15 protein-coding genes are annotated in these 18,746 nt (G+C 48.0%); 9 read left to right on the top strand and 6 right to left on the bottom strand.

What is annotated here, in order from left to right; translation table 11 throughout:
* Nucleotides 1–5 precede the first annotated feature (5 nt).
* Nucleotides 6–3,251, bottom strand: a complete 3,246-nt coding sequence (locus PHD76_00520) for a helicase-related protein (protein ID MDD5260309.1) — start codon at nucleotides 3,249–3,251, stop codon at nucleotides 6–8.
* Nucleotides 3,252–3,455: 204 nt separating this feature from the next.
* Here PHD76_00520 and PHD76_00515 point away from each other — a divergent pair, with 204 nt between their 5' ends.
* From PHD76_00515 to PHD76_00480, 8 genes are all read left to right on the top strand, one after another.
* Nucleotides 3,456–4,604: a penicillin-binding protein activator gene (locus PHD76_00515; GenBank protein ID MDD5260308.1), complete on the top strand. Its 1,149-nt coding sequence runs from the start codon at nucleotides 3,456–3,458 to the stop codon at nucleotides 4,602–4,604.
* A gap of 244 nt (nucleotides 4,605–4,848) precedes the next feature.
* A complete protein-coding gene (locus PHD76_00510) occupies nucleotides 4,849–6,279 on the top strand; it encodes a hypothetical protein (GenBank protein ID MDD5260307.1) in 1,431 nt (476 codons plus the stop codon).
* A complete protein-coding gene (locus PHD76_00505; protein MDD5260306.1) occupies nucleotides 6,276–7,886 on the top strand; it encodes a radical SAM protein in 1,611 nt (536 codons plus the stop codon). Before PHD76_00510 ends, PHD76_00505 begins: the two co-directional genes overlap by 4 nt.
* Nucleotides 7,865–8,740 (top strand): branched-chain amino acid ABC transporter permease, encoded by an 876-nt coding sequence (locus PHD76_00500; GenBank protein MDD5260305.1) that lies wholly within the window; start codon nucleotides 7,865–7,867, stop codon nucleotides 8,738–8,740. Before PHD76_00505 ends, PHD76_00500 begins: the two co-directional genes overlap by 22 nt.
* 7 nt (nucleotides 8,741–8,747) lie before the next feature.
* Nucleotides 8,748–9,545: a class I SAM-dependent methyltransferase gene (locus PHD76_00495; GenBank protein ID MDD5260304.1), complete on the top strand. Its 798-nt coding sequence runs from the start codon at nucleotides 8,748–8,750 to the stop codon at nucleotides 9,543–9,545.
* A 21-nt stretch (nucleotides 9,546–9,566) separates the two neighbouring features.
* Complete coding sequence (locus tag PHD76_00490; GenBank protein MDD5260303.1) at nucleotides 9,567–10,439, top strand: branched-chain amino acid ABC transporter permease; 873 nt, start codon at nucleotides 9,567–9,569, stop codon at nucleotides 10,437–10,439.
* The gene (locus PHD76_00485) at nucleotides 10,436–11,182 is read left to right on the top strand and encodes an ABC transporter ATP-binding protein (GenBank protein ID MDD5260302.1); all 747 of its coding nucleotides are present in this window, start codon (nucleotides 10,436–10,438) and stop codon (nucleotides 11,180–11,182) included. The genes PHD76_00490 and PHD76_00485 overlap by 4 nt, the downstream gene beginning before the upstream one ends.
* Complete coding sequence (locus PHD76_00480; protein MDD5260301.1) at nucleotides 11,172–11,897, top strand: ABC transporter ATP-binding protein; 726 nt, start codon at nucleotides 11,172–11,174, stop codon at nucleotides 11,895–11,897. Before PHD76_00485 ends, PHD76_00480 begins: the two co-directional genes overlap by 11 nt.
* Before the next feature lie 101 nt (nucleotides 11,898–11,998).
* Here the strand turns inward: PHD76_00480 and PHD76_00475 are convergent, their stop codons facing one another.
* On the bottom strand, nucleotides 11,999–14,167 hold the full coding sequence (locus PHD76_00475; protein MDD5260300.1) for an AAA family ATPase: 2,169 nt from the start codon (nucleotides 14,165–14,167) through the stop codon (nucleotides 11,999–12,001).
* A 133-nt stretch (nucleotides 14,168–14,300) separates the two neighbouring features.
* On the opposite strand from PHD76_00475, the gene PHD76_00470 reads away from it, so the two are divergent.
* Complete coding sequence (locus tag PHD76_00470) at nucleotides 14,301–14,453, top strand: hypothetical protein (protein MDD5260299.1); 153 nt, start codon at nucleotides 14,301–14,303, stop codon at nucleotides 14,451–14,453.
* 52 nt (nucleotides 14,454–14,505) lie between these two features.
* Here the strand turns inward: PHD76_00470 and PHD76_00465 are convergent, their stop codons facing one another.
* From PHD76_00465 to PHD76_00450, 4 genes are all read right to left on the bottom strand, one after another.
* Nucleotides 14,506–15,801, bottom strand: a complete 1,296-nt coding sequence (locus PHD76_00465; protein MDD5260298.1) for a phage integrase N-terminal SAM-like domain-containing protein — start codon at nucleotides 15,799–15,801, stop codon at nucleotides 14,506–14,508.
* 508 nt (nucleotides 15,802–16,309) lie between these two features.
* Nucleotides 16,310–17,374: a helix-turn-helix transcriptional regulator gene (locus PHD76_00460; protein MDD5260297.1), complete on the bottom strand. Its 1,065-nt coding sequence runs from the start codon at nucleotides 17,372–17,374 to the stop codon at nucleotides 16,310–16,312.
* Nucleotides 17,355–17,945, bottom strand: coding sequence for a hypothetical protein (locus PHD76_00455; protein MDD5260296.1), 591 nt, complete (start codon nucleotides 17,943–17,945; stop codon nucleotides 17,355–17,357). The genes PHD76_00460 and PHD76_00455 overlap by 20 nt, the downstream gene beginning before the upstream one ends.
* A 181-nt stretch (nucleotides 17,946–18,126) precedes the next feature.
* Nucleotides 18,127–18,732, bottom strand: coding sequence for a DNA-3-methyladenine glycosylase (locus PHD76_00450; GenBank protein MDD5260295.1), 606 nt, complete (start codon nucleotides 18,730–18,732; stop codon nucleotides 18,127–18,129).
* Between the last annotated feature and the right edge of the window lie 14 nt (nucleotides 18,733–18,746).

Below are 18,746 nucleotides of genomic sequence, written 5' to 3'. Positions count from 1 at the left end.
GATACTTAACCAACAAAGGATTCAGAAAGAATGATTTCAGGGGGTTGAGCTACCGCCGCAGGGTGGGAGGGAGTAGATGGAGTTACTTCCACCTCTTCCAACAAGGGGAACCCTTGGCACAGTTTGTAAGCCTTTTCGATGAGCAAGGCCATGGCAACCGGGGCTTTGTCGTTGCTTTTGCGCAATTTGTTTAGGTCACGGGCCAGATTCTGGAATCGCCCCGCTTTAATTGCGGTTTGAGCTGCTGCAAATTGTTGCTGTTCCACAGGGCTGCTCAATGGGAAGCGCAACAAAGCACTGAGGAAATACAGGGCATTACTTTCTGTAGGCCCCGGCTGTACTTCGACCTTTTTATCCAAGGCCATTTGTTGCTGCCAGGTGGAGTGGAAATGTTCCACCGATGAGCTGACATGCAGGTGATGTTCCGGGGGTAAGGGATGGGAAACCTCTTCGGGGGTAGCTTTGAGCGCATCCGCCATGGCCAGAAAGGTGGCCTCTTGGACCGTTTCATCCGGTGAAACGAAATAAAAGCCATCCCGACGCTGGGAACGAACGTAAACATAGGAGGAGCCCACAAAGCCTTTGTGCTGCCTCCCGGTGCGGGCGCGGCGCGGAAGGTTTTTGACTTGTTTGAAACGGTTGGGGTTCTTTTCGCGGAATTCGCGCAGCCACATAAGATAGTCCAAGCGCCGATCTTGTTCTTCTTCCAGCAGTTTATCGAACAGTCCGAATGTGGCCGGAGCCTCTTCTTCTGAATAAATCTGGCTATCTTCGCCCAAAGCAACGTGGAAGGCATGAAGTTTGAGTTTGGCTTTACGCTCCAATTCAATGTCTTCTTCCACTTTGGCGGTGGGGAAAAAGTTAAAGATGTGAATGGCATCTGCCGTAGTTCCAATACGGTTTACCCGCCCAATGCGTTGCATCAACCGGGTGGAGTTCCAGGGGGTGTCATAATTAATGATGACATTGGCCCTGTGCAGATTGATGCCTTCAGCCAAAACTTCGGTGGAGATAAGGATGTCATAGTCATTGGCCTGTTGGTCAAGAGATAGATTGGCGTCAAAATTGGCTTTAACGAGCGGCAGCCGTTCTTTACGGTTATGACTGGAAACATTGAGCAGCTTGCCAAAGCCCCGTTCTTCCAGTTGCTTGGCGAGGTATTCAGACGTTTCCTTGGATTCGGAGAAGACGATCAACTTGCCCGAGGGATTGATTGTTTTTTGGCGCAAATCGTCTTTCAGGCACAGTAAAAAGGCGTCCAGTTTGGGGTCAGAATCAACGGCTTCCCATTCGGCATAGAGATCACTCAAGAGCTGCAAATCCGCTTTTAAACCGGGGAGAAAAGCGTCTTCAAAATCCGAGGGTTGAACAACCTGTATGGTTGGGTCGGTCAACGAGGCTTCTTCTATCAATTTGATAAGTTCGTCTTCCTTGTCTTCCAACAGAAATTCATTCACGGGCAGATTAGGAGCAATGTAAACCGCACCCTTGTCAAACATGTTGACCATAACTTGCGTGGCATCCTGGAACCGTTTTAAGCTGGAGCGGAAGGCATGGAAGCTGGAATCCAACCGCTTGATTAGCATCGTTTTCATGATGCGGGCCAGTTGTTGGGAGATTAAAAGAGCAGACTGATACCGCGCCCGTTTTTCTGGCTTGAGGTAGGCAATGGCTTGATAACGGTAATAGGTCAAACCGCCGTTGACTCCACTGATGGCTTGAAATGTCCGGTCATATAATTCCTCCAACTTGACATCCAAGGGGTAGTAAATCCGGTGTGGAGGACGGACTTTAGGGAAGCTGATGCCCTGTCGTTTTATATCATCCCGGTATATGGGATGTGCTTCAATGTCTTTGCGGGTGCGTCTGACAGTCAAGGGGACGATGACCGTTTCGCGGATGCTTTCGTAAATTTTGCGGACGCCTTCTTGCACTTCTTTGGGAGTTCCATCCCGCTTCAAACGTTCGTATTCTTTGATTAAGGGAGCGAAGAAATGCTGCAAATTGGCCACGTCCAAAGTGGAATCTTTGCTGTCCTGAAAAAGGTAAACCAGATTGGCAATATCCTGCGGCCTATTGTTGAGAGGTGTGGCCGAAATCAAAATGACTTTTTTATCCAAACCCTGCCGGGTCGGTGTTTTACAAATGCGTTGGAGTTCGCGATACATATCCGCCGTGTCGGAACGGAATTTATGTGCTTCATCCACTAAGATAAGATCATACTTGCGGGCATTCGTGATCTTGTGAAGGCTGCCAACCGTTTCAAAATGAACGTTGTTCAGATTGAATTTGTCCACCGTCTGTCGCCACCCTTCTTCCAAGGCGGGAGGAACCACAATAAGCGTATGTGATTGATAGGATGGGAAGCCATTGCTGTAATAAAATTTGCGGGCAATCAGGGTGGCAATAATGGTTTTTCCAAGCCCCACCACGTCAGCCAAGAAAAAGCCATTGTGCTGTTGCAGTTTGGTGAAACCGTCGTTGACTGCATCCACCTGATAAGAAAGCTTTTTGAAACCCTTGGGTAAATCCAGAATGGAATCAGGGTCAAATTCGATAGCTGATCCGAAATATTCCAAGAGAAACTTCACGTAAAGATCAAAGGGTGTGAATGCGTCGTTGAGGTAAGTCTGTTGCTTTAATTCCTGGGCAAATGCAGAGGTGACGGGAACGCCTTCACCCCAAAGTTTTTCAAAGGTGTTGGCCGCGAATTCGATTTCTTCGTCATCACGAAGCTCAACGTTGAATTCAAAATTCTTTTCCAGGCCGGCAGCCGTTAAATTGCTGGAGCCTGTAATTACTGCTCCATAGCCGTGTGCGTGCTTGTGCTCTTCCCGGAAAATGTAAATTTTAGCGTGAAGATTTCTATTGGGGTGAACGCGAAGCTGGACTTTTTCGCTTGAAATATCTTCAAGCAATCCAACCATTCCCTGTTCAATCTCTGGTTTGTAATCGGCTTTTTGAACATCCTCAATCAGTGCCTTGAGCAGTTCCCCGCGAATTTGATCGTCGCTGGCAGTGAGTTGAAGTCCCTGCGTGGTTGCTTCTGCAATCAGGTGGTCAACGGAAATGCCAACAAGGAGGCGTATCTTTTGCGCTTTGGCTATAAAGGGGCGAACCCGGAAGTAACCCGAGGCATGAAGGAAACCCACAAGGACATCCAGAAAGTGGACTTTTTTGTGCTCAAAAACCCCTTGGATTTTTTGGAGCAGTGTATTGCCTTCTGCGTTTGTAAAAAACTTTGAAGACATACCCTACTTTCGGGGAAGAAACCTTGATTTGTAAAAACGCATCCGCATCAGACTGGCTTCTAAAATCCATTTCGCCAAGTCGTTAATATCAGGGGCCTTGCTCGTGCGATTGTGAGCACCAACGTTTCCCTCTTTACAGCCAAATCATCTTATCTAATGTAAATTAACTAAAGAGACTCACCCACCACAACCAAAGGTGTGAAAATGCGGATCAAATTATGTTTCGTTTTGGCGGGCCTATTCGGAGTCCTTGCACTCGGTTTTGTTTCATGCAAAACCAAGACCGATCAGTTAAGTAACAAGGTAATTCGTATCGGGGCGATTTCACCGTTTTCGGGCGAGGGAGCAAATTATGGCAAGGCAGCAAAAACTGCCATAGACATGGCGGTTGATGAAATCAACATACAAGGCGGAGTTCACGGCAAAAAGCTCACTGTCATTTATGAAGATGACAAAGGAAATCCCAAGGATGGTCTGTTAGCCTTTCAAAAGCTTGCCTCAGTTGACAAAGTTCAAGCAGTACTCGGTCCCTTCTATTCCGGAATTGTTCTGGCCTGTGCTCCCGAAGCCAATCGTCAGCGGGTAGTTCTCTTAACCGGCAGCGCTACTAGCGACAACATAACAGACGCGGGAGAGTACATTTTTCGTACTTGCCCAAAAAACCTTGAGCAAGCACGTACAATCGCTGATTTTGCCTTCAATAAGCTGGGCTTGAAAAGCAGCTTCGTTCTTTATCGGAACGCAGACTACGGAGTGACACTTCGCGACGCCTTTGTAAAAGCGTACAAGGATTTAGGCGGTACAGTCGTTGGCGTGGAGGCTGTACCAGCAGATACAACGGATGTGCGCGCACAGTTAACTAAAGTGCGGGCGTCCTCTCCTGCCTTCATATTTGCAGCGGTTCATTATCCCGAAGGCGGCGCAATCCTGCGACAATCAAAAGAGCTTGCTATTTCCAGTATAGTGATTGGAACGGACGGCGGCTATGATCCGCAATTATTGGAGACATCTGGTGACGCGGCGGATGGCTCGTATTGGGTTACGGTTGGCTGGGGCGATCCTAACACGAATCCAGCAGTTAAAAAATTCATAGAAACATACCAGGCTCGTTACGATGAAGAACCAGGTATTTACTCCGGTCTCTTCTACGATGCGACTCAGGTTTTAGCGAAGGCTATCAACAGTATTTCAGGCCAGATTGACGGACCGGCAATACAAAAGGCATTGCTGAATACGCAGTATGAAGGACCGACCGGCCTAACTAAATTTGATTCCAACGGAGACGTATTTAAACCATATACAATCTATCGCGTTGAGAATGGCAAATTTGTTCCCGTCGTATTGAAAAAATAACCCACTTATCACATGAAAGCACATATTATGAGCATGAAGAAGGCTCCGGCAAAAAGCGATATTACGACCAACTCATCTAGGCTGAGGTATCCACTGAATAACTCAATTGAGGTCGCACAGATAAAGCTGCAGGCATCGCCGCGAAAACGCCGTCCGCAAGCAGCACGAGAGCTTTGATTAGCGATTTAACTATTGCGACTAATACCACCCATTGTGACATTTCTCTATTAGATGCCGATATAGAATGGAACCACCAAAACTAAAATTGCTGGGCCTGCCGCGATGGTTTACTCTTCTCCTAGGGCTTCTGGTAGTGTTTGCAACATGGGCTGCAACCATTCACTACGCATCAGAAGCTGTTACTTACATAGGCAAATCGCTAGCTTTAGCTATTTCAGACAAAGAACATATTTGTCTCACCGGGATATTCTTTATTATCGGGACGGTAGCAGTAATTTTGTTTTCCCGAAGTGCATATCGGTCTGGTGATAATGTAGGTTTCAAAAGAGGCCAAGCAGCAGGCTCAACCACTGGTCACGAGGAGGGCATTAAGTCGGGCATAACTCTTGGTATCCAGCAGGAACAAAAGCTTCGTCAATTCCCACATTATGAGCCACTGCGTCTTGCTTTTTCGGAATTGGCAAACAAGCTGGCGACTGGACAGCTATCTACAGACTTTCAGAAAATCATATCGGGTTACGCGGCAGTTATTTATGCGTGGAACAAGCTTGTCGTAGAAGCTGATTCCAAACAGAACAATCTGATTGAAGAATTGCATCTTGCTGCCCAAGTTTTACAAAACTACTTACGTCAACTGCCTGAACAAATTAACCCCTCTTCGAGACGCCTTCTTCTTCCAGCGAATTTCGAGGTTTACGCCGAATGTGTTAAAAGTATTTTAGAAATAGTTACTGCCTGTAATCCCAGACATCCAGGAACTATTCGTGTATGGACCCACTTATGCAAGCCCATAAGGCGATGGTATAACTTGTCGGAAAGCGTCTCCTCAAGAAATGATGGAACTCTCTTCGTCTATGCCCATTCATACCCTTGGTGGGAAGAATATAAACAGAGTGTTCAGAAACTTCGCCTTAAAGATAAACGGGATCAAAAAAAAATAATACAAATGCGGCGAATAGTTTCGTGTGGTGATAATGGTGAAACTAAGCGCGAGTTTCTTTACAACATAAACAATAGTGCTGTGTTGACAGTCAATGATGCGGCAAAGATATCATTTAACGGAAGGTGTCCTAAATTACTAAGCGAAGTGAATGAGGCTATTAGATTGAAGGCGGCCCACGCTACGTACCCTTTATACCTTATCGGTAAATGCAATTGCGCTCACCAACACCACTACCCTCAATGGGTAAGTCTTGGAGAACACTTTAATGACGAATATCACGATGCGGTTATTCCTCAATCGGGATTTGTGTGCGGCTCCGAAACTAAAGGTGTTTACTGTGTTTATGATGATCAACCAGCGGATCAGTATGAATACGAAGACGTTTTCTTAGTTAATATGGAGCCTGTTGGAGGAAGTTTGTTCGGCATTGCGTTTTACAGGGATAAGGTTAACAACCTTAGTGGAATTGTCTTCCTAACAGACGAGGAAATAAACAAGGAGATGAAGGAGTTGCAGGACATCTGGGATAGAGCGGAAAGGACCCCTGCATGAATTTACGCTCGGCAGTTTTAATATTTCCTCCGAATTGGACCTCGTGCGTATATGGCCCGCATTTGGCTCTTCCTTTATTGTCCGGTGGGATACAGACGCTTGGTTTGGAGTGTTCTGTTTGGGACTTAACTCAGGAGTTTGTGAGGAATTTTACCACGCCGCCCAGCAGAAATGAAATTGTTCAGGCATGCAGACTGTCTGATTACGCAGCACTCGATAGTCTTTATTTTAAGTGGGAAGATCAGTTTATTAACCTTTCTGGGCACATGGTAGAACCAAAGACTTCCGGCCTACTTTCAGGATTTTCCTTCGGCCATTTTCGGTCCCTGCCACTCGCAGATGCAATTGTGCTCTTGCGCAACAACTCTCCATATTCTCGATTTTATCGAGATCGAGTTCTACCTAGGCTTGCTGCCGAAAAGCCAGCATTGATTGGAATAACCGTCTCGTCGCAAGAACAACTGTTGCCCGCGTTGGAGTTGCTGGAACTCATCCGGGAGGAATTCCCAGATACATTCCTCGTTCTTGGAGGGAACATCATCACACGCCTAAGAGATACAAGTGCATTTCCGTTTTTGTGTACACTCGTCGATCAAGTTGTACTCTATCAGGGCGATTTGGCTATTAGGCAAACGACGCAAACCGTCGCCGAGCTTGGTTCAGTTAAGGCCCGGGAGGTTTTACCACACGTTATTTCAACCGAGAATGTCCCTTACGAGTCTTGGGCTATTCCGTCATTCGACGGCATTGCGCTTGACAACTACATCGGTGTTCCCGCTATCCCATACGTTTCCACACGGGGTTGTTATTGGGGGAAATGTCACTTCTGCGCCATACCAGCAGGATGGTCAAAAACGGGATATGCGGGTTCATCTCCTGCTGATTTCATCGTCAGTCAACTCGAAGAAATGCGTTCTAAAACAGGCGTTGGGTGCATAAAATTTGTTGATGAAGCCGTTGCGCCTAGTAAGGCAAAAGAGCTTTCAAAATCGTTGATTCAGTCAAATGTAAATATTGAGTGGGAAGGTTACGCGCGGCTTGAGCCAGCTTGGGAAGACACAGGGTTTTTGGAGCGTGCTTATGCTGGAGGTTTGCGGAAATTATATTTTGGCCTCGAACAAGCTCCAACCGCTTCGAGAGTTCTTTTCGGAAAAAACGATTCTGGAAATCCCATGCGTATTCTCAAGGCATGCGCACGCACTGGGATCAAAGTTCATCTATTCTGTATGGTTGGTCATCCCGGCACAACAAAAGATGACGCAGATGCAACCGTTGCGTTCTTGTTGGCCAATCAAGAGCTTGTAGACACGGCTGACTTGGTCGGATTTAGACTCGACAGGGGTACTGTAGTTCCAGGGGTGAATCCTTTGCCTCCGATGAATGAGTGGTCAATGTCGCTACAGTATGAACCAGCCACACCTGGGGGACTCACACAGGAAGCGGTAAATGAATTGGAAGCAGAGTGCCAGGAGATTCTTTGGGAGAAAGTGCCGCGCTTGCTTCATCCTCTGTACCGTGTGGTAGGCCATTGGAGAGATGATGAAGCTCTCAGCAAAACAGAGTTACCGACTACAGAGGAAGCCTCATGTTTAGCCAACTCTGTGTAAATGCGCTTATTGCTGGCAGCATCTATGCTCTAGTAGGCATCGGTTTTTCACTGATTTACCAAGCTCAAGGTTTTTTTCATTTTACTCATGGTTTGGCATGTTCTGCCGGGGCTTACGTTATGTTTGCTCTCTGCCGAATTGGCTCGCCAATCTTAATCGCTGCTTTTGTCGGTGTATGTACCGCAGGAACACTCGGCGTACTGCTTGATATTTGCATAATCCATCCAGTGATGAAGCGCAACGGCTCGGCGCTCGTCCTTTTGCTTGCTTCGATAGGAGCTTATCTCATCGGTCAAAATTTGATTTCTATGATGTTCGGAGACGATTTAAAAACCCTTAGTTCAGGCAAAATCAGCACTGGGTTCCAGGTATTCGAAGCGAGAATTACGGCAAATCAGATTGCAATTCTACTACTCACCGCTCTGATGGTAGTGACGATGGCATTATGGCTAGAGCTGACTCGATTTGGAAGACATGTCCGAGCCCTTGCAAATGACAAACACCTTGCAATCCTCTGTGGCATGAGAGTAGAAAACGTACGATACATCGTAATGGCTGTAGGTTCAGGACTCGCTGGTTTGGCGGGAATTCTATTAGCGTTGGACCAAGACATTGTTCCGACGATGGGAATGAAACTCCTCCTCAACGGAGTGGTTGCGATGATTGTTGGTGGGCGGACAAGTATATTGGGGGCGGCGGCAGGAGGAATCATTGTCGGAGTTGCCCAGAACATGTGCGCTATCTGGCTTCCGCTAGCGTGGCAGGATGCGGTCGTTTTTGTAATACTTGTGTTCTTTCTCCTTGTGCGCCCTTGTGGCCTCTGGGGACACAGTCTAAGACAAGCAACAATTTAGTATTCCCATGCGTAACGACGATGCCTATGCAGAAATAGCTGTGTATTATCGAAAACTGGCTGGAGGAAGGGATCACTTTTCAAAGCAGTTTATGCTTATTAAGGAGCTTCTAAGACGTTTCAACCAGACCGAAAATCCAAAGATTCTTGATGCGGCTTGTGGTACAGGTGACGTGCTAAAAATGCTGCTAAACGAAGCGAAAGTTGATGCCACCGGAGTCGATGGTTCGCACAAAATGATGGAGATCGCTTTAAACGATCCAAACATTAACAAAGATAATCTTCATGCTCCATGCCAATGGCAAGAGTTTAGCAGTTTTGGAGTAAAAAAATTTGATTTTGTCTTTATTTTGGGGCACGCATTACCTCACCTGGAACCCATTGATATTCCTGCAGTGTTTACACAAATCTATAATATATTAACTCCAAATGGAGTTTTCTGCTTTGATATGCGATTCTGGGAACGGGACTCACAAAACCGTCTGTATGAAACCGGACGTCCTGCCGAGATATGGCGATGGTTGGGGGAATTCGAGCAAGCCGGAGAGAGGTTGGCGTTGGAAGATTTCTGTTCGTATTGTTATACTAAGGGCAAACAACATGTTAACTATCGGATTAAGCGTATGGCGCCTGAGCCAAGAGCCGTCATTTCCCGTTCCACTTTAGAGTATTCACTATTTGATCAACATGACGTTCAGACATGGCTTTCCTCGACAAAGTTTGGCCATAACGTTGAATTAATTTATCCAAAAGTATTAGATTGGAAATACCTAGTCGTTGTTGCACGAAAGCAAGGCAACTCCTAAAATGGCAAGGAAACCTTGTTAATGGATTACCTCCTTCACATTCTTGTCCTTGCCTCCATCTTCACTGTGCTGGCCATTTCGCTCGATCTTTTGGCAGGAAACTCCGGGCTGCTTTCTCTTTCTCAGGCAGCTTTTTACGGTTTGGGAGCGTACACTTCAGCATTGCTTGCTGTACAACTTGCAGCCCCATTCTTGGTTGGAGTTCTGGCAGGTATGGCGGTAGCGGTTCTGATTTCACTCATTGTTTCGCTGCCTTCATTGCGGTTACATGACGATTATTTCGTCATCGCGACGTTCGGGTTTCAGATGATTCTTTTCAGTATTTTTAACAACTGGATGAATGTGACGCACGGGCCACTAGGCATTCCGGGTATCCCACAACCGGTTATCTTCGGCTGGCATGTAACTTCACATCTGGACTTCCTGATTCTGTCTGTTGCCTTTGCATTCATTGCCTATTTTATTGTTTGGCGCATCACGAGCAGTCCGTTTGGCCGGGTGCTTCACGCTATTCGGCAGGATGAAGTTTTCGCCCAAGCACATGGCAAGAACACGCTCTACTTCAAAGTCACTGCCTTTGCGGTATGTGCGGCATTGGCAGCTTCTGCTGGCAGTCTTTACGCGCATTACATCACTTACATCGATCCCACTAGTTTCACGGTAATGGATTCCATCCTGATTATCTCAATGGTAATCATCGGCGGTGCAGGCAGTTTGTGGGGGCCGTTGGTCGGGGCGATCATTTTGGTTACGTTGCCGGAAGCGTTACGCTTCATTGGATTGCCAAGCGCCTTAGCCGCCAATTTGCGCCAGATAATTTACGGCAGTCTGCTGGTCATCATGATGATGTTTCGCCCACGCGGACTTGTCGGAAAATATGGATTTAGCAAATGATTCTGCGTTGCGAAAACTTGAAAAAATCATTTGACGGAACTCAAGCGCTGGCAAAGCTCAGCGTTGAATTCCCATCGAGTGGTATCGTTGCGATCATAGGACCAAACGGCGCGGGGAAAACAACCCTCATTAACGTGCTCACTGGGTTTCTTCGTGCTGAGTCAGGTCAATTCTTTCTCGGTGAACAGAATCTAACCAGGCTGGCCCCGCACAGGATCGCGCGTCTTGGCATTGTCCGCACGTTTCAAGACCTTCGGCTGATTTCCCAAGTCTCCGTGTTGGAGAATGTGCTTCTGGCCCGGCCGAAACAGAAAGGTGAACGATTGCTATCTGCTTTATTTCGCTTCGGTGTTGCCGAGGAGGAGGAGTCTAACCGTGAAGCGGCTTTCAAGCTACTAGATTTTGTGGGTCTAAAGGACAAGGCTGAAGAATTGGCTGGCGAGCTTTCGTACGGGCAGCAAAAGCTTTTAACTCTGACCTGTTGTCTGGCAACGGATGCACAAATTCTTCTATTGGATGAACCGATTGCAGGCGTTCACCCGGAGATGATTTCAAAAATCCTGAATTTACTCAGCCAGCTTCGCGATATGGGTAAGCAAATCATTTTTATTGAGCACGACATCGCCTTTGTACGCAAACTGGCAGACCATGTCATTGTCATGGACGAAGGCAAGATCATCGCCCAAGGAAAGCCGTCTGAAGTCCTTGAGCTACCCGAAATCATCGAAGCCTATGTCAGCTGAAAGCAACAATATCATTTTAGGCGTCAAGGACCTGGTAGCCGGTTATGGGAAGAAACAAATTCTCAACGGGATTTCGTTGGAAGTTGCTACGGCGGAAATCGTCACATTGATTGGTCACAATGGTGCGGGGAAATCTACTTTGCTAAAAGCAGTTTTCGGAATCATTCCAATGTGGAGAGGGCAGTTTAGTTTTGAAGGTAAAACAATACTGTCGCCTAATCCTCGCGAACTACTTTTGCAAGGCATTGCCTATGTTCCCCAAGGCAATCGCGTCTTCACAGACCTGACGGTTAAAGAAAATATCGAAGTAGCTGGCAACACGTTACCAAGCAAAAATGAGAGAAGTGAAGGGATGGAGAAGGCACTTGCTTGGTTCCCGTCTCTGCGCGAGCTTTTTAACCAGCGGGCAGGGACTCTCTCCGGAGGCGAAAAGCAAATGCTCGCCCTGGCCAGCGGACTTGTAACTTCGCCTCGACTGTTGCTTCTGGATGAGCCTTCGCTGGGACTAGCCCCGCCACTGGTCTCCGAAGCATTGGAGCACATTAAAACAATCAGCCAAGAACAAGGCGTCACCGTATTAATCGTAGAGCAGAAAGTTCGCGAAGTCCTGAAAATCGCAAATCGTGTTTACGTTCTACGTAACGGCTCAGTCTCTTTCACCGGGCTTGCCTCAGACCTTCAAGACGAAGCAAAGTTGCGCGAGGTTTATTTGTAATTGCAGATATCCAGAAATGGCCATGAGAGACATAAACAGCCTTGGGGCTTATAGGCTATTTAACACAGTCTTTTTTCTGCCAATCCAATTCAACGTAGGCATTATTTTGCCTTGTCCTTGGGTGAGGTGATTTCAAAAACAGATAGTCCTAAAGCCTTGCGGATATGTCCGAATAGGTCATTAAAGGCCTTCAACGGATTTTCAGTTAAAGACTTGTTTTGCAAAATATCTGTGCAAATTTTGTCACAGACATCCGCTTTTGAAAACGTTCCCCATTGAGGTGTGCCTTTGACTTTCCAAGCAGCCTCAACAGCTAAGACAGTTCGTATAAGTTTTACATCCGAATTACGCACTTTTTTTAGATCATCTTTTCCTAAAATTTGGTAACGCGCATGTAGAAGCGTGTTTTTATAAAACTCATTCAGATGCTTAAGATAATCTCCTTCGGGAAATAAATCTTCTATATCAGCCTCAGATTTGTGGTCGGCGACCGGTATAAAAACAATATTTTCCGCTGGAAATCCTTCTTTCTTCAACTCTTCAGCCTGCTTTTCGGCATCTGGCTCTTTATCAAACAGTGCAATCACGCGATGACCTAGCCTCTGGTGAAACAACGCGGTTGGACGTATTGCCGAAGAGCCGTTTGCAGGAATGATATCTAGATCCAAAACATTTCGATCCGCAGTCCCATCCACTTGTTGCAATTTAAACAGGTAATTTACGGCCTTGATATATTTGTAGTCTGTCGTTCCTTCAACCACTAGTACTGGCGGCAATAATTGGGCAAAATCACTCTTTTCAGTCAATCCCCTAACGAATTTTGCGCCCAAAGAATGTAACACAGGAAGCAAGGCGTCTGTTGACCCATTCCAAAATTCGGAGGTAACTTTACTCAACTTGGTTGCCCGGTCTATCTCAACCAACAGCAGGCTGCCTGCTGTGTAATCAAAAATCATAAACGGCGAATGTGTGGTGTAGATAATTTGGTTGTCATTCGCCAATTCTTGAATGATTTTGAGAAGTCCTTCTTGTTGGGCGGGGTGCAAATGCAGACCGGGCTCGTCCAAAAGAATAATGGCTTCTTTTAAAGCAGATTTTTTTGTTTCTGCTTTGAAGTTGACTTGAAAGGAAAACTGCCAACGAAATCCCTCACTACGTCTTTGTAAAAGCTGTTGGTTGCTTCTAGTTCCATCGTCGTTAACATTGATAATTTTGACTGTTAAAATATCATCACTGTAGTCAAGGTCGCATTCAATTTTTGCGCCTTCACCAATCCATCCACGCTGAATTTCTTTGGTAAGATTTCTTGCGCAATCACCTAAATATTTACTTCGCTTCGTAGGACTTGGGGCTACATCAGACAATTTTTTGGGATCAAGATCGGCCAGGTAAAAAAGGTTATCGACAGTCTCTTTGCGATCTAATGATTCTCCTGTATCCAATTTGAGTGTCGTCCCATCAGCTACATCTGTGGTGTAATCTGAGAGCCTGACATTCCCATGGATTGCTTTGTAAGAGGAGAAGTAAACGAAACTGGGGTGAAATTTGGCTTCGATGAAATTGAAGAACGCTTCTTCACCCCTTTCCTTCTTATGTAGAGAATTTAATCCATCAGATAGAGTTTGAATGATTGTCAGGGTTGCAGGAATAAGTCCTTCCAGTGAAAGTAGCCATGTCAGGCCGGAGGTCACATCTTCTTGTAATTTTAAATTGGGTTTTGTTTGTAACTCAGACAAACTCTTCAATCCCTTTTTTAAGGCATCCAGTTTTTGGCTATCTGTTCCTTGCAATTTTGAGGTAGATAGAGCCAAATCTGCAGTAGGTGCAGCAAGAAGCTGTTTAGCCGCTTCAATATGCGGTTTTATTGCTGCAACAGTTTCCGTGTTTATAGAAACAACATCAGGTAATTCTTGCGATAGCTGTCCATATTGCGGTTTTGCGTCGTCATGTGACCTGTAGATATTAATTTCTGCTAGCGCAGGAAATTCTGGAAATGCTTTTTTGATCTCATCCTTTTCTTGGTCGGAAAAAACAAATTTGGCATCAATTACATTTGGAAACTCATTTTCTTCAAATTGATCCGGCTCTAACCCATCTGTAAGGTCTTCCGGTTGAATTTTAGTGTCCTTATTCAATAGCAATAAGGATTGCAGGAGGGCAGTTTTCCCGCTTTCGTTTCGACCAACAAGGGCAACCAAATTCCTAACTTCGATCCATCCGGAATCCTTGATGCAGCGAAACCCACATACGCGAAATGATCTAAGTCTCATATTATATGCCTGTTAAGAGGCTCTTACTAATGAATGGAACGAATTCCTCAAAGTAATTACTTCTTTTCGTTAGATTGGAGAAAAACGAGGAACAGGTCAAGGGAGGCGTGTTACCTCACAGAAATGAGAGGACATGGATACCCCTGCAACCGACACCAAGCCTCCGGCGCTACGCTGCGGCTCCAAAGCGAGCCCTTCGCTATGCGTCCTCGGCATCGTGTCTGGGTTGCCTCAAAATAACCACGACCATACCGGGCTTGCCTGCGGCAACACGGTATCGTCGTGATTGGATATAACGTGGCAAAAGGCAAGCTATCCCCGGCTAAGCCGGGTTTCCCTTATGGCTGGCTTGCCTTTTGCCCACGACGGGAGCTTTTCGCCCCTGCAGGAGGAACTATGGCCCAGTACTGACTCAGGGCGGGTTCCTCAACCAAATCTTTGTAATGAGAATGGATCATGGCAGGCGAATTCCCCATTTCCAATGCGACCAGATTTTGGTCCTGGGTCAGTGCCAACCGATAACTCCCAAAGCTATGCCGCAGGGCGTTATGCGGCCACGGCTCAACCACAGCAGGCCTTCCGGGGTCATTTGGGGTTGCAGGCCTTCCCCGCACCAAATGCTTTAATTTTTCCCCATACGCATCAAGGTCTGGTGCTACTTGGCCTGTTTCTTTTCTAAAAGGCATAAGCCAAGTCCGTAAATTGGGACACATCGGAACGGTTCGACGCTGCCGATTTTTTGCCACTACTCCAGAAATTTCAATACTTCCATACGAAACAACGGAATGCGTTCCTGTGGACGGCAGTTTTTCCAGAGTCTGTCCGTTGGGGAACTCAGCGTTTTTAATGACGTAGCGGAAACGTATATTACCCCAATTTAGGGCGCAAATTTCTGATCGGCGTAGGCCAGCAAATAGCCCAAGAGCAATGCCGGGAATCATTTCGGGCATGCACGATGCTGCTGCCTGCAAGAGTGTCTTTGCCTGTTCGGGAGTCAGTATACCCGGAGTGATGTCTGTAAGTTTTGGTTTTGGAATCGAGGCGGCAGGATTTTCTGCACAATATTTTCGGCTGACAGCCCAGTTTAGGACTGCATTCATATCCGTGAGATAATTGCGTCTGGTCTTAGGTTCCCATTCTGATTCTGCCAACCATTCCTCAATAGTTTCAGGCCTCAATTCACTGAGCTTCTTTTCTCCAAAGGTCTCACAAATGATGTTGAGTGAAGACTTATACTGCCGAAGGGTGGTTTTCTTGCAGCCACTGGCCTCACGGCTGCGATAGAATTCCGTTCTGATTTCAGCAAACGTTTTAATGCCTCCCGCAGGGCGGGCATGCCGTTTCCAATACGCGGCAGCCGCTACTAATGAGGTCTCGTCAGTGAGAACTTCCAGGGCTTCCCGAGCATCGGCAAGTTGCTTGGGCGTCAGGGTAAAATAGGAGGAACCGTGCAGTATTTTTGGAGCTTCCTGATCCTGAACAAACTTGTTGGCTTCAGCCTGGGTGCGGAAGCTCTTACGGATAGCGGCAACACCTGTGAATTTCTTGCCAAGCCGTACGCGCCAGAATTCCGTGCCCTTTCCATCGCCATCTTTAAAAATTTTTACACCGTTTCGAGAGACTGATTTTGCCATGTCAGAATTATCCAGATTTTGTCCAGATTGTCAAGTAACAGAGTAAATTATCAGGCTCATAACCTGAAGGCAGCAGGTTCAAATCCTGCCCCCGCAATCCCAAAATCCTTTGGGATTGCCCTTCGCACAGCGAATTTTAACATTGATTTGAACCTCGGTTCACTGCGAGTCGTGTAAACGACTTTCTGCCATTGCGAAGCCATCTGGCAGAGCGTTCCGCGCAGCGGAAAGATCAATCCTGCCCCCGCAACCACTTATCTCTGTATTCCCCCTGTGGGGGTCCTATCGGTTGGGCCAAGCAGTGTCATAAAGTGCCACCAAGTGCCAAAGCTCGGGGCCAAAGTTAAGGTCACCATTGACATCGAGGCCGAGATTCCAAATGGGGTCGATGAACATACCCGGAGCAACCTTGCGTTGCGGAGGATTCGTTTGATGGCTTTTAGGCCATGTGAAAATGGCGCCCATTTTCACGATGCTCTGTTCTTCACCAGCAACCAGTCCTATGGCATTAAAGACTGGCGATAGCGGCAGGAAGCCGTTCGGCAAGGGTAGGAAGCAAACTGTCGCCGGGAAGATGCGGGGGCAGTCCATAGTCACCGCTAAGGCCATTGCGTTGGATGTCTTTCAGCGATCCGGAGATGGCTTCGCTGATGAGTATGGATTGCATGTGGGCGAACATTTCAGGCTTCTGGGATTCGAGACTTTGTAGCAGATGCTGGCAAAGGTGCAACAACGGGGCGGAAAACTTGAGCGTTGGGAAACCGGGAGGCTCTGGCCATGTGCGCAGGAAGCACCACTCCTCAGGCCGCAAGGCATAGGCGAGTGAAGGACCGCGAGTGCGAGCTGCTGGAGCTTGGCCCCGTTGCGGACGGTTGCGGGCCGGACGTGGCGGCTCATAAATGTGGCCGGACTGGGCCATCTCCCGCAAGGTGACGAGAATGGAACGCGCTGTGAAGCCGCTGCGACGGGCAATCTCACCAGCAGTGGCGGGACCGCTGCTGAGCAGTTGCAACATAATTTCGGCACGAGTACTGGTGCCGAAGAGGCCGCGAAGCTTCAGCCAGAGATTCTGCGCGCGCTGGGGAGAGGGCGCCTGGCTCATCTGGCGCAATTCTATTCTGCCGCGATGAAAGCCCTGCGCGGCAAAGAGCGGATCGGGTCTGCCCCAAGTGGCATTTTTGCCATTGATGCTGAGAAAGAGCGGGAGGGGTTTTTGCGATGGTGCATGTTTGCCGATGAGAACTTTCCATTTAGTTTGCTGTGAATGTTCCTGCACCACGGCGGCAACCGCTGACAGCACGGCGCTGTCTCCCAGACCGTTGCGGTGGAGATTGCGAAGGCGCTGGAGGTTGATGAGGGAGCCATACAGGCAAAGCCAATCGAGCATTTCATCAAACAAGCGGGGGTCGTAACGCGCCCATACCGTGCTGGCCAACAACAGGCTCTCAGGATCAATCACCCGGTCAGTACGGGCTGGGTCGCCGTGGCCGGAGACGCCGAGGGAGTTCCACGACCGCCATAGCCAGTCAATCAGGCTTTCGATGAGCTGCGCATTAAAGTTGGCTGGCAACATGGGAGAATCCAAGTTGGTTGAGGGCATCTTTGACGAGCAACGGAAAGGTTTCTCCGCTGTCCTGAGTGAGCACCCATCGGGCGGCGGCGAGCAGTTCGTTGTCAGAAGGTGTGAGCTTAAGGAGGTCGGAAACATGCCGACCCGGCCCCTGATCAATCACTGCGAAAAGCTTGAGATGGATGAGATCAAAACGATCGGGGTAGTAGATGATGAGTTTCGCTCCGTAGTCACGACGGATCAGTCGGGAGAGGAAACCCTCCGGCAAGCCCATAAGCACTTGGTCGGCTGGCCCGGCATTCAGCCAGCCGGGTGTCAAATCAAGCTGGGAACCAACCTCATCAACGACGGCACGCAACGTAGGCGATAGAGGTCGCGGATCAACAAGTCCTGCCGTGGCATCCACTCCGGCGAGCACATCTACATCCTTCGTTGTGCGGCCCACGAGACCCAGGGCGAGCAAAGCGGAACCGCCACAAACGACCAGCACTTCCTGCGGAGCCGCAAGCTGATCGAGCCTTGTTGCGGTGAGGCGCAAGGCTTGATCGAGAAGTTCTGATGACAATCGATTCATAATCTGGATATATTAAAGACTTAAAAAAGATATGTAAAGTATCTTTTATGACCTAATTTTACCCTCTCCTGGCGCGGTTAGTGTACTTATCAGACTCATTACGCCTCCAACTTTGACTTAAAGGCAATCAAGTTTGAGGGCTGCGCGAGTTTGATCGCCCAGTCCCGCAGCGCTCAGGTTTTCATTTTATGACACCATCCTTTGTCTTCACGCAAAAACGCCAGGGCCGGAGGGAATGCTCGCCGGCATACGACACACCGACACGCGGTCCGGCCCAAATCTCGTTCTTCCCGAATTCAATCCCGCAATCCTCAATCCAAATGCTGGCGCCGCTCAGATCGGTCCGGTTGTGCTTCACGCGTATGCCCAACGCTTCAGTCAGAGCCCCCGGCCCTGAAGCCAGACGGGGTTGCAATTCCTTCATCTTGCGGCGGCGCAGCATCACATCAATCCTCTCCAGCGGTACCAAAGCCCGGATGAGCACGGCATCGGCCCGCCCCTCGCGATTGGTCACCACATTAAACAAATGGTGCAGCCCGTAACACAGGTACACATACGCATGACCGCCGGGGCCGTACATCACGTCGTTGCGCGCCGTCCGCCGGCCGTTGTTCGCATGGCAGGCCCGGTCGTCGGTCCCGCAGTAGGCTTCCGTCTCAACAATCATCCCCGACGTCCGCTTCCCTTGAAACTGCGTCACGAGCGATTTGCCTAACAATTCCTTGGCAATTCGGACGACGTCGCCGCGCAGATAAAAATCCCCGTCCAATTTGGCGCCTTTTTTCATGCCTCAACTCCTCA

The sequence above is a fragment of the Candidatus Methylacidiphilales bacterium genome (assembly GCA_028713655.1).
Taxonomy (GTDB): domain Bacteria; phylum Verrucomicrobiota; class Verrucomicrobiia; order Methylacidiphilales; family JAAUTS01; genus JAQTNW01.
This window is presented reverse-complemented; position numbering and strand designations above follow the sequence as displayed.

Coding starts and splice junctions, on each gene's coding strand:
- PHD76_00505 (MDD5260306.1), top strand. CDS start 6,276: ATGAATTTACGCTCGGCAGTTTTAATATTTCCTCCGAATTGGACCTCG.
- PHD76_00480 (MDD5260301.1), top strand. CDS start 11,172: ATGTCAGCTGAAAGCAACAATATCATTTTAGGCGTCAAGGACCTGGTA.
- PHD76_00470 (MDD5260299.1), top strand. CDS start 14,301: ATGGATACCCCTGCAACCGACACCAAGCCTCCGGCGCTACGCTGCGGC.
- PHD76_00520 (MDD5260309.1), bottom strand. CDS start 3,251: ATGTCTTCAAAGTTTTTTACAAACGCAGAAGGCAATACACTGCTCCAA.
- PHD76_00490 (MDD5260303.1), top strand. CDS start 9,567: ATGGATTACCTCCTTCACATTCTTGTCCTTGCCTCCATCTTCACTGTG.
- PHD76_00510 (MDD5260307.1), top strand. CDS start 4,849: ATGGAACCACCAAAACTAAAATTGCTGGGCCTGCCGCGATGGTTTACT.
- PHD76_00485 (MDD5260302.1), top strand. CDS start 10,436: ATGATTCTGCGTTGCGAAAACTTGAAAAAATCATTTGACGGAACTCAA.
- PHD76_00495 (MDD5260304.1), top strand. CDS start 8,748: ATGCGTAACGACGATGCCTATGCAGAAATAGCTGTGTATTATCGAAAA.
- PHD76_00500 (MDD5260305.1), top strand. CDS start 7,865: ATGTTTAGCCAACTCTGTGTAAATGCGCTTATTGCTGGCAGCATCTAT.
- PHD76_00455 (MDD5260296.1), bottom strand. CDS start 17,945: ATGAATCGATTGTCATCAGAACTTCTCGATCAAGCCTTGCGCCTCACC.
- PHD76_00515 (MDD5260308.1), top strand. CDS start 3,456: ATGCGGATCAAATTATGTTTCGTTTTGGCGGGCCTATTCGGAGTCCTT.
- PHD76_00465 (MDD5260298.1), bottom strand. CDS start 15,801: ATGGCAAAATCAGTCTCTCGAAACGGTGTAAAAATTTTTAAAGATGGC.
- PHD76_00460 (MDD5260297.1), bottom strand. CDS start 17,374: ATGTTGCCAGCCAACTTTAATGCGCAGCTCATCGAAAGCCTGATTGAC.
- PHD76_00450 (MDD5260295.1), bottom strand. CDS start 18,732: ATGAAAAAAGGCGCCAAATTGGACGGGGATTTTTATCTGCGCGGCGAC.
- PHD76_00475 (MDD5260300.1), bottom strand. CDS start 14,167: ATGAGACTTAGATCATTTCGCGTATGTGGGTTTCGCTGCATCAAGGAT.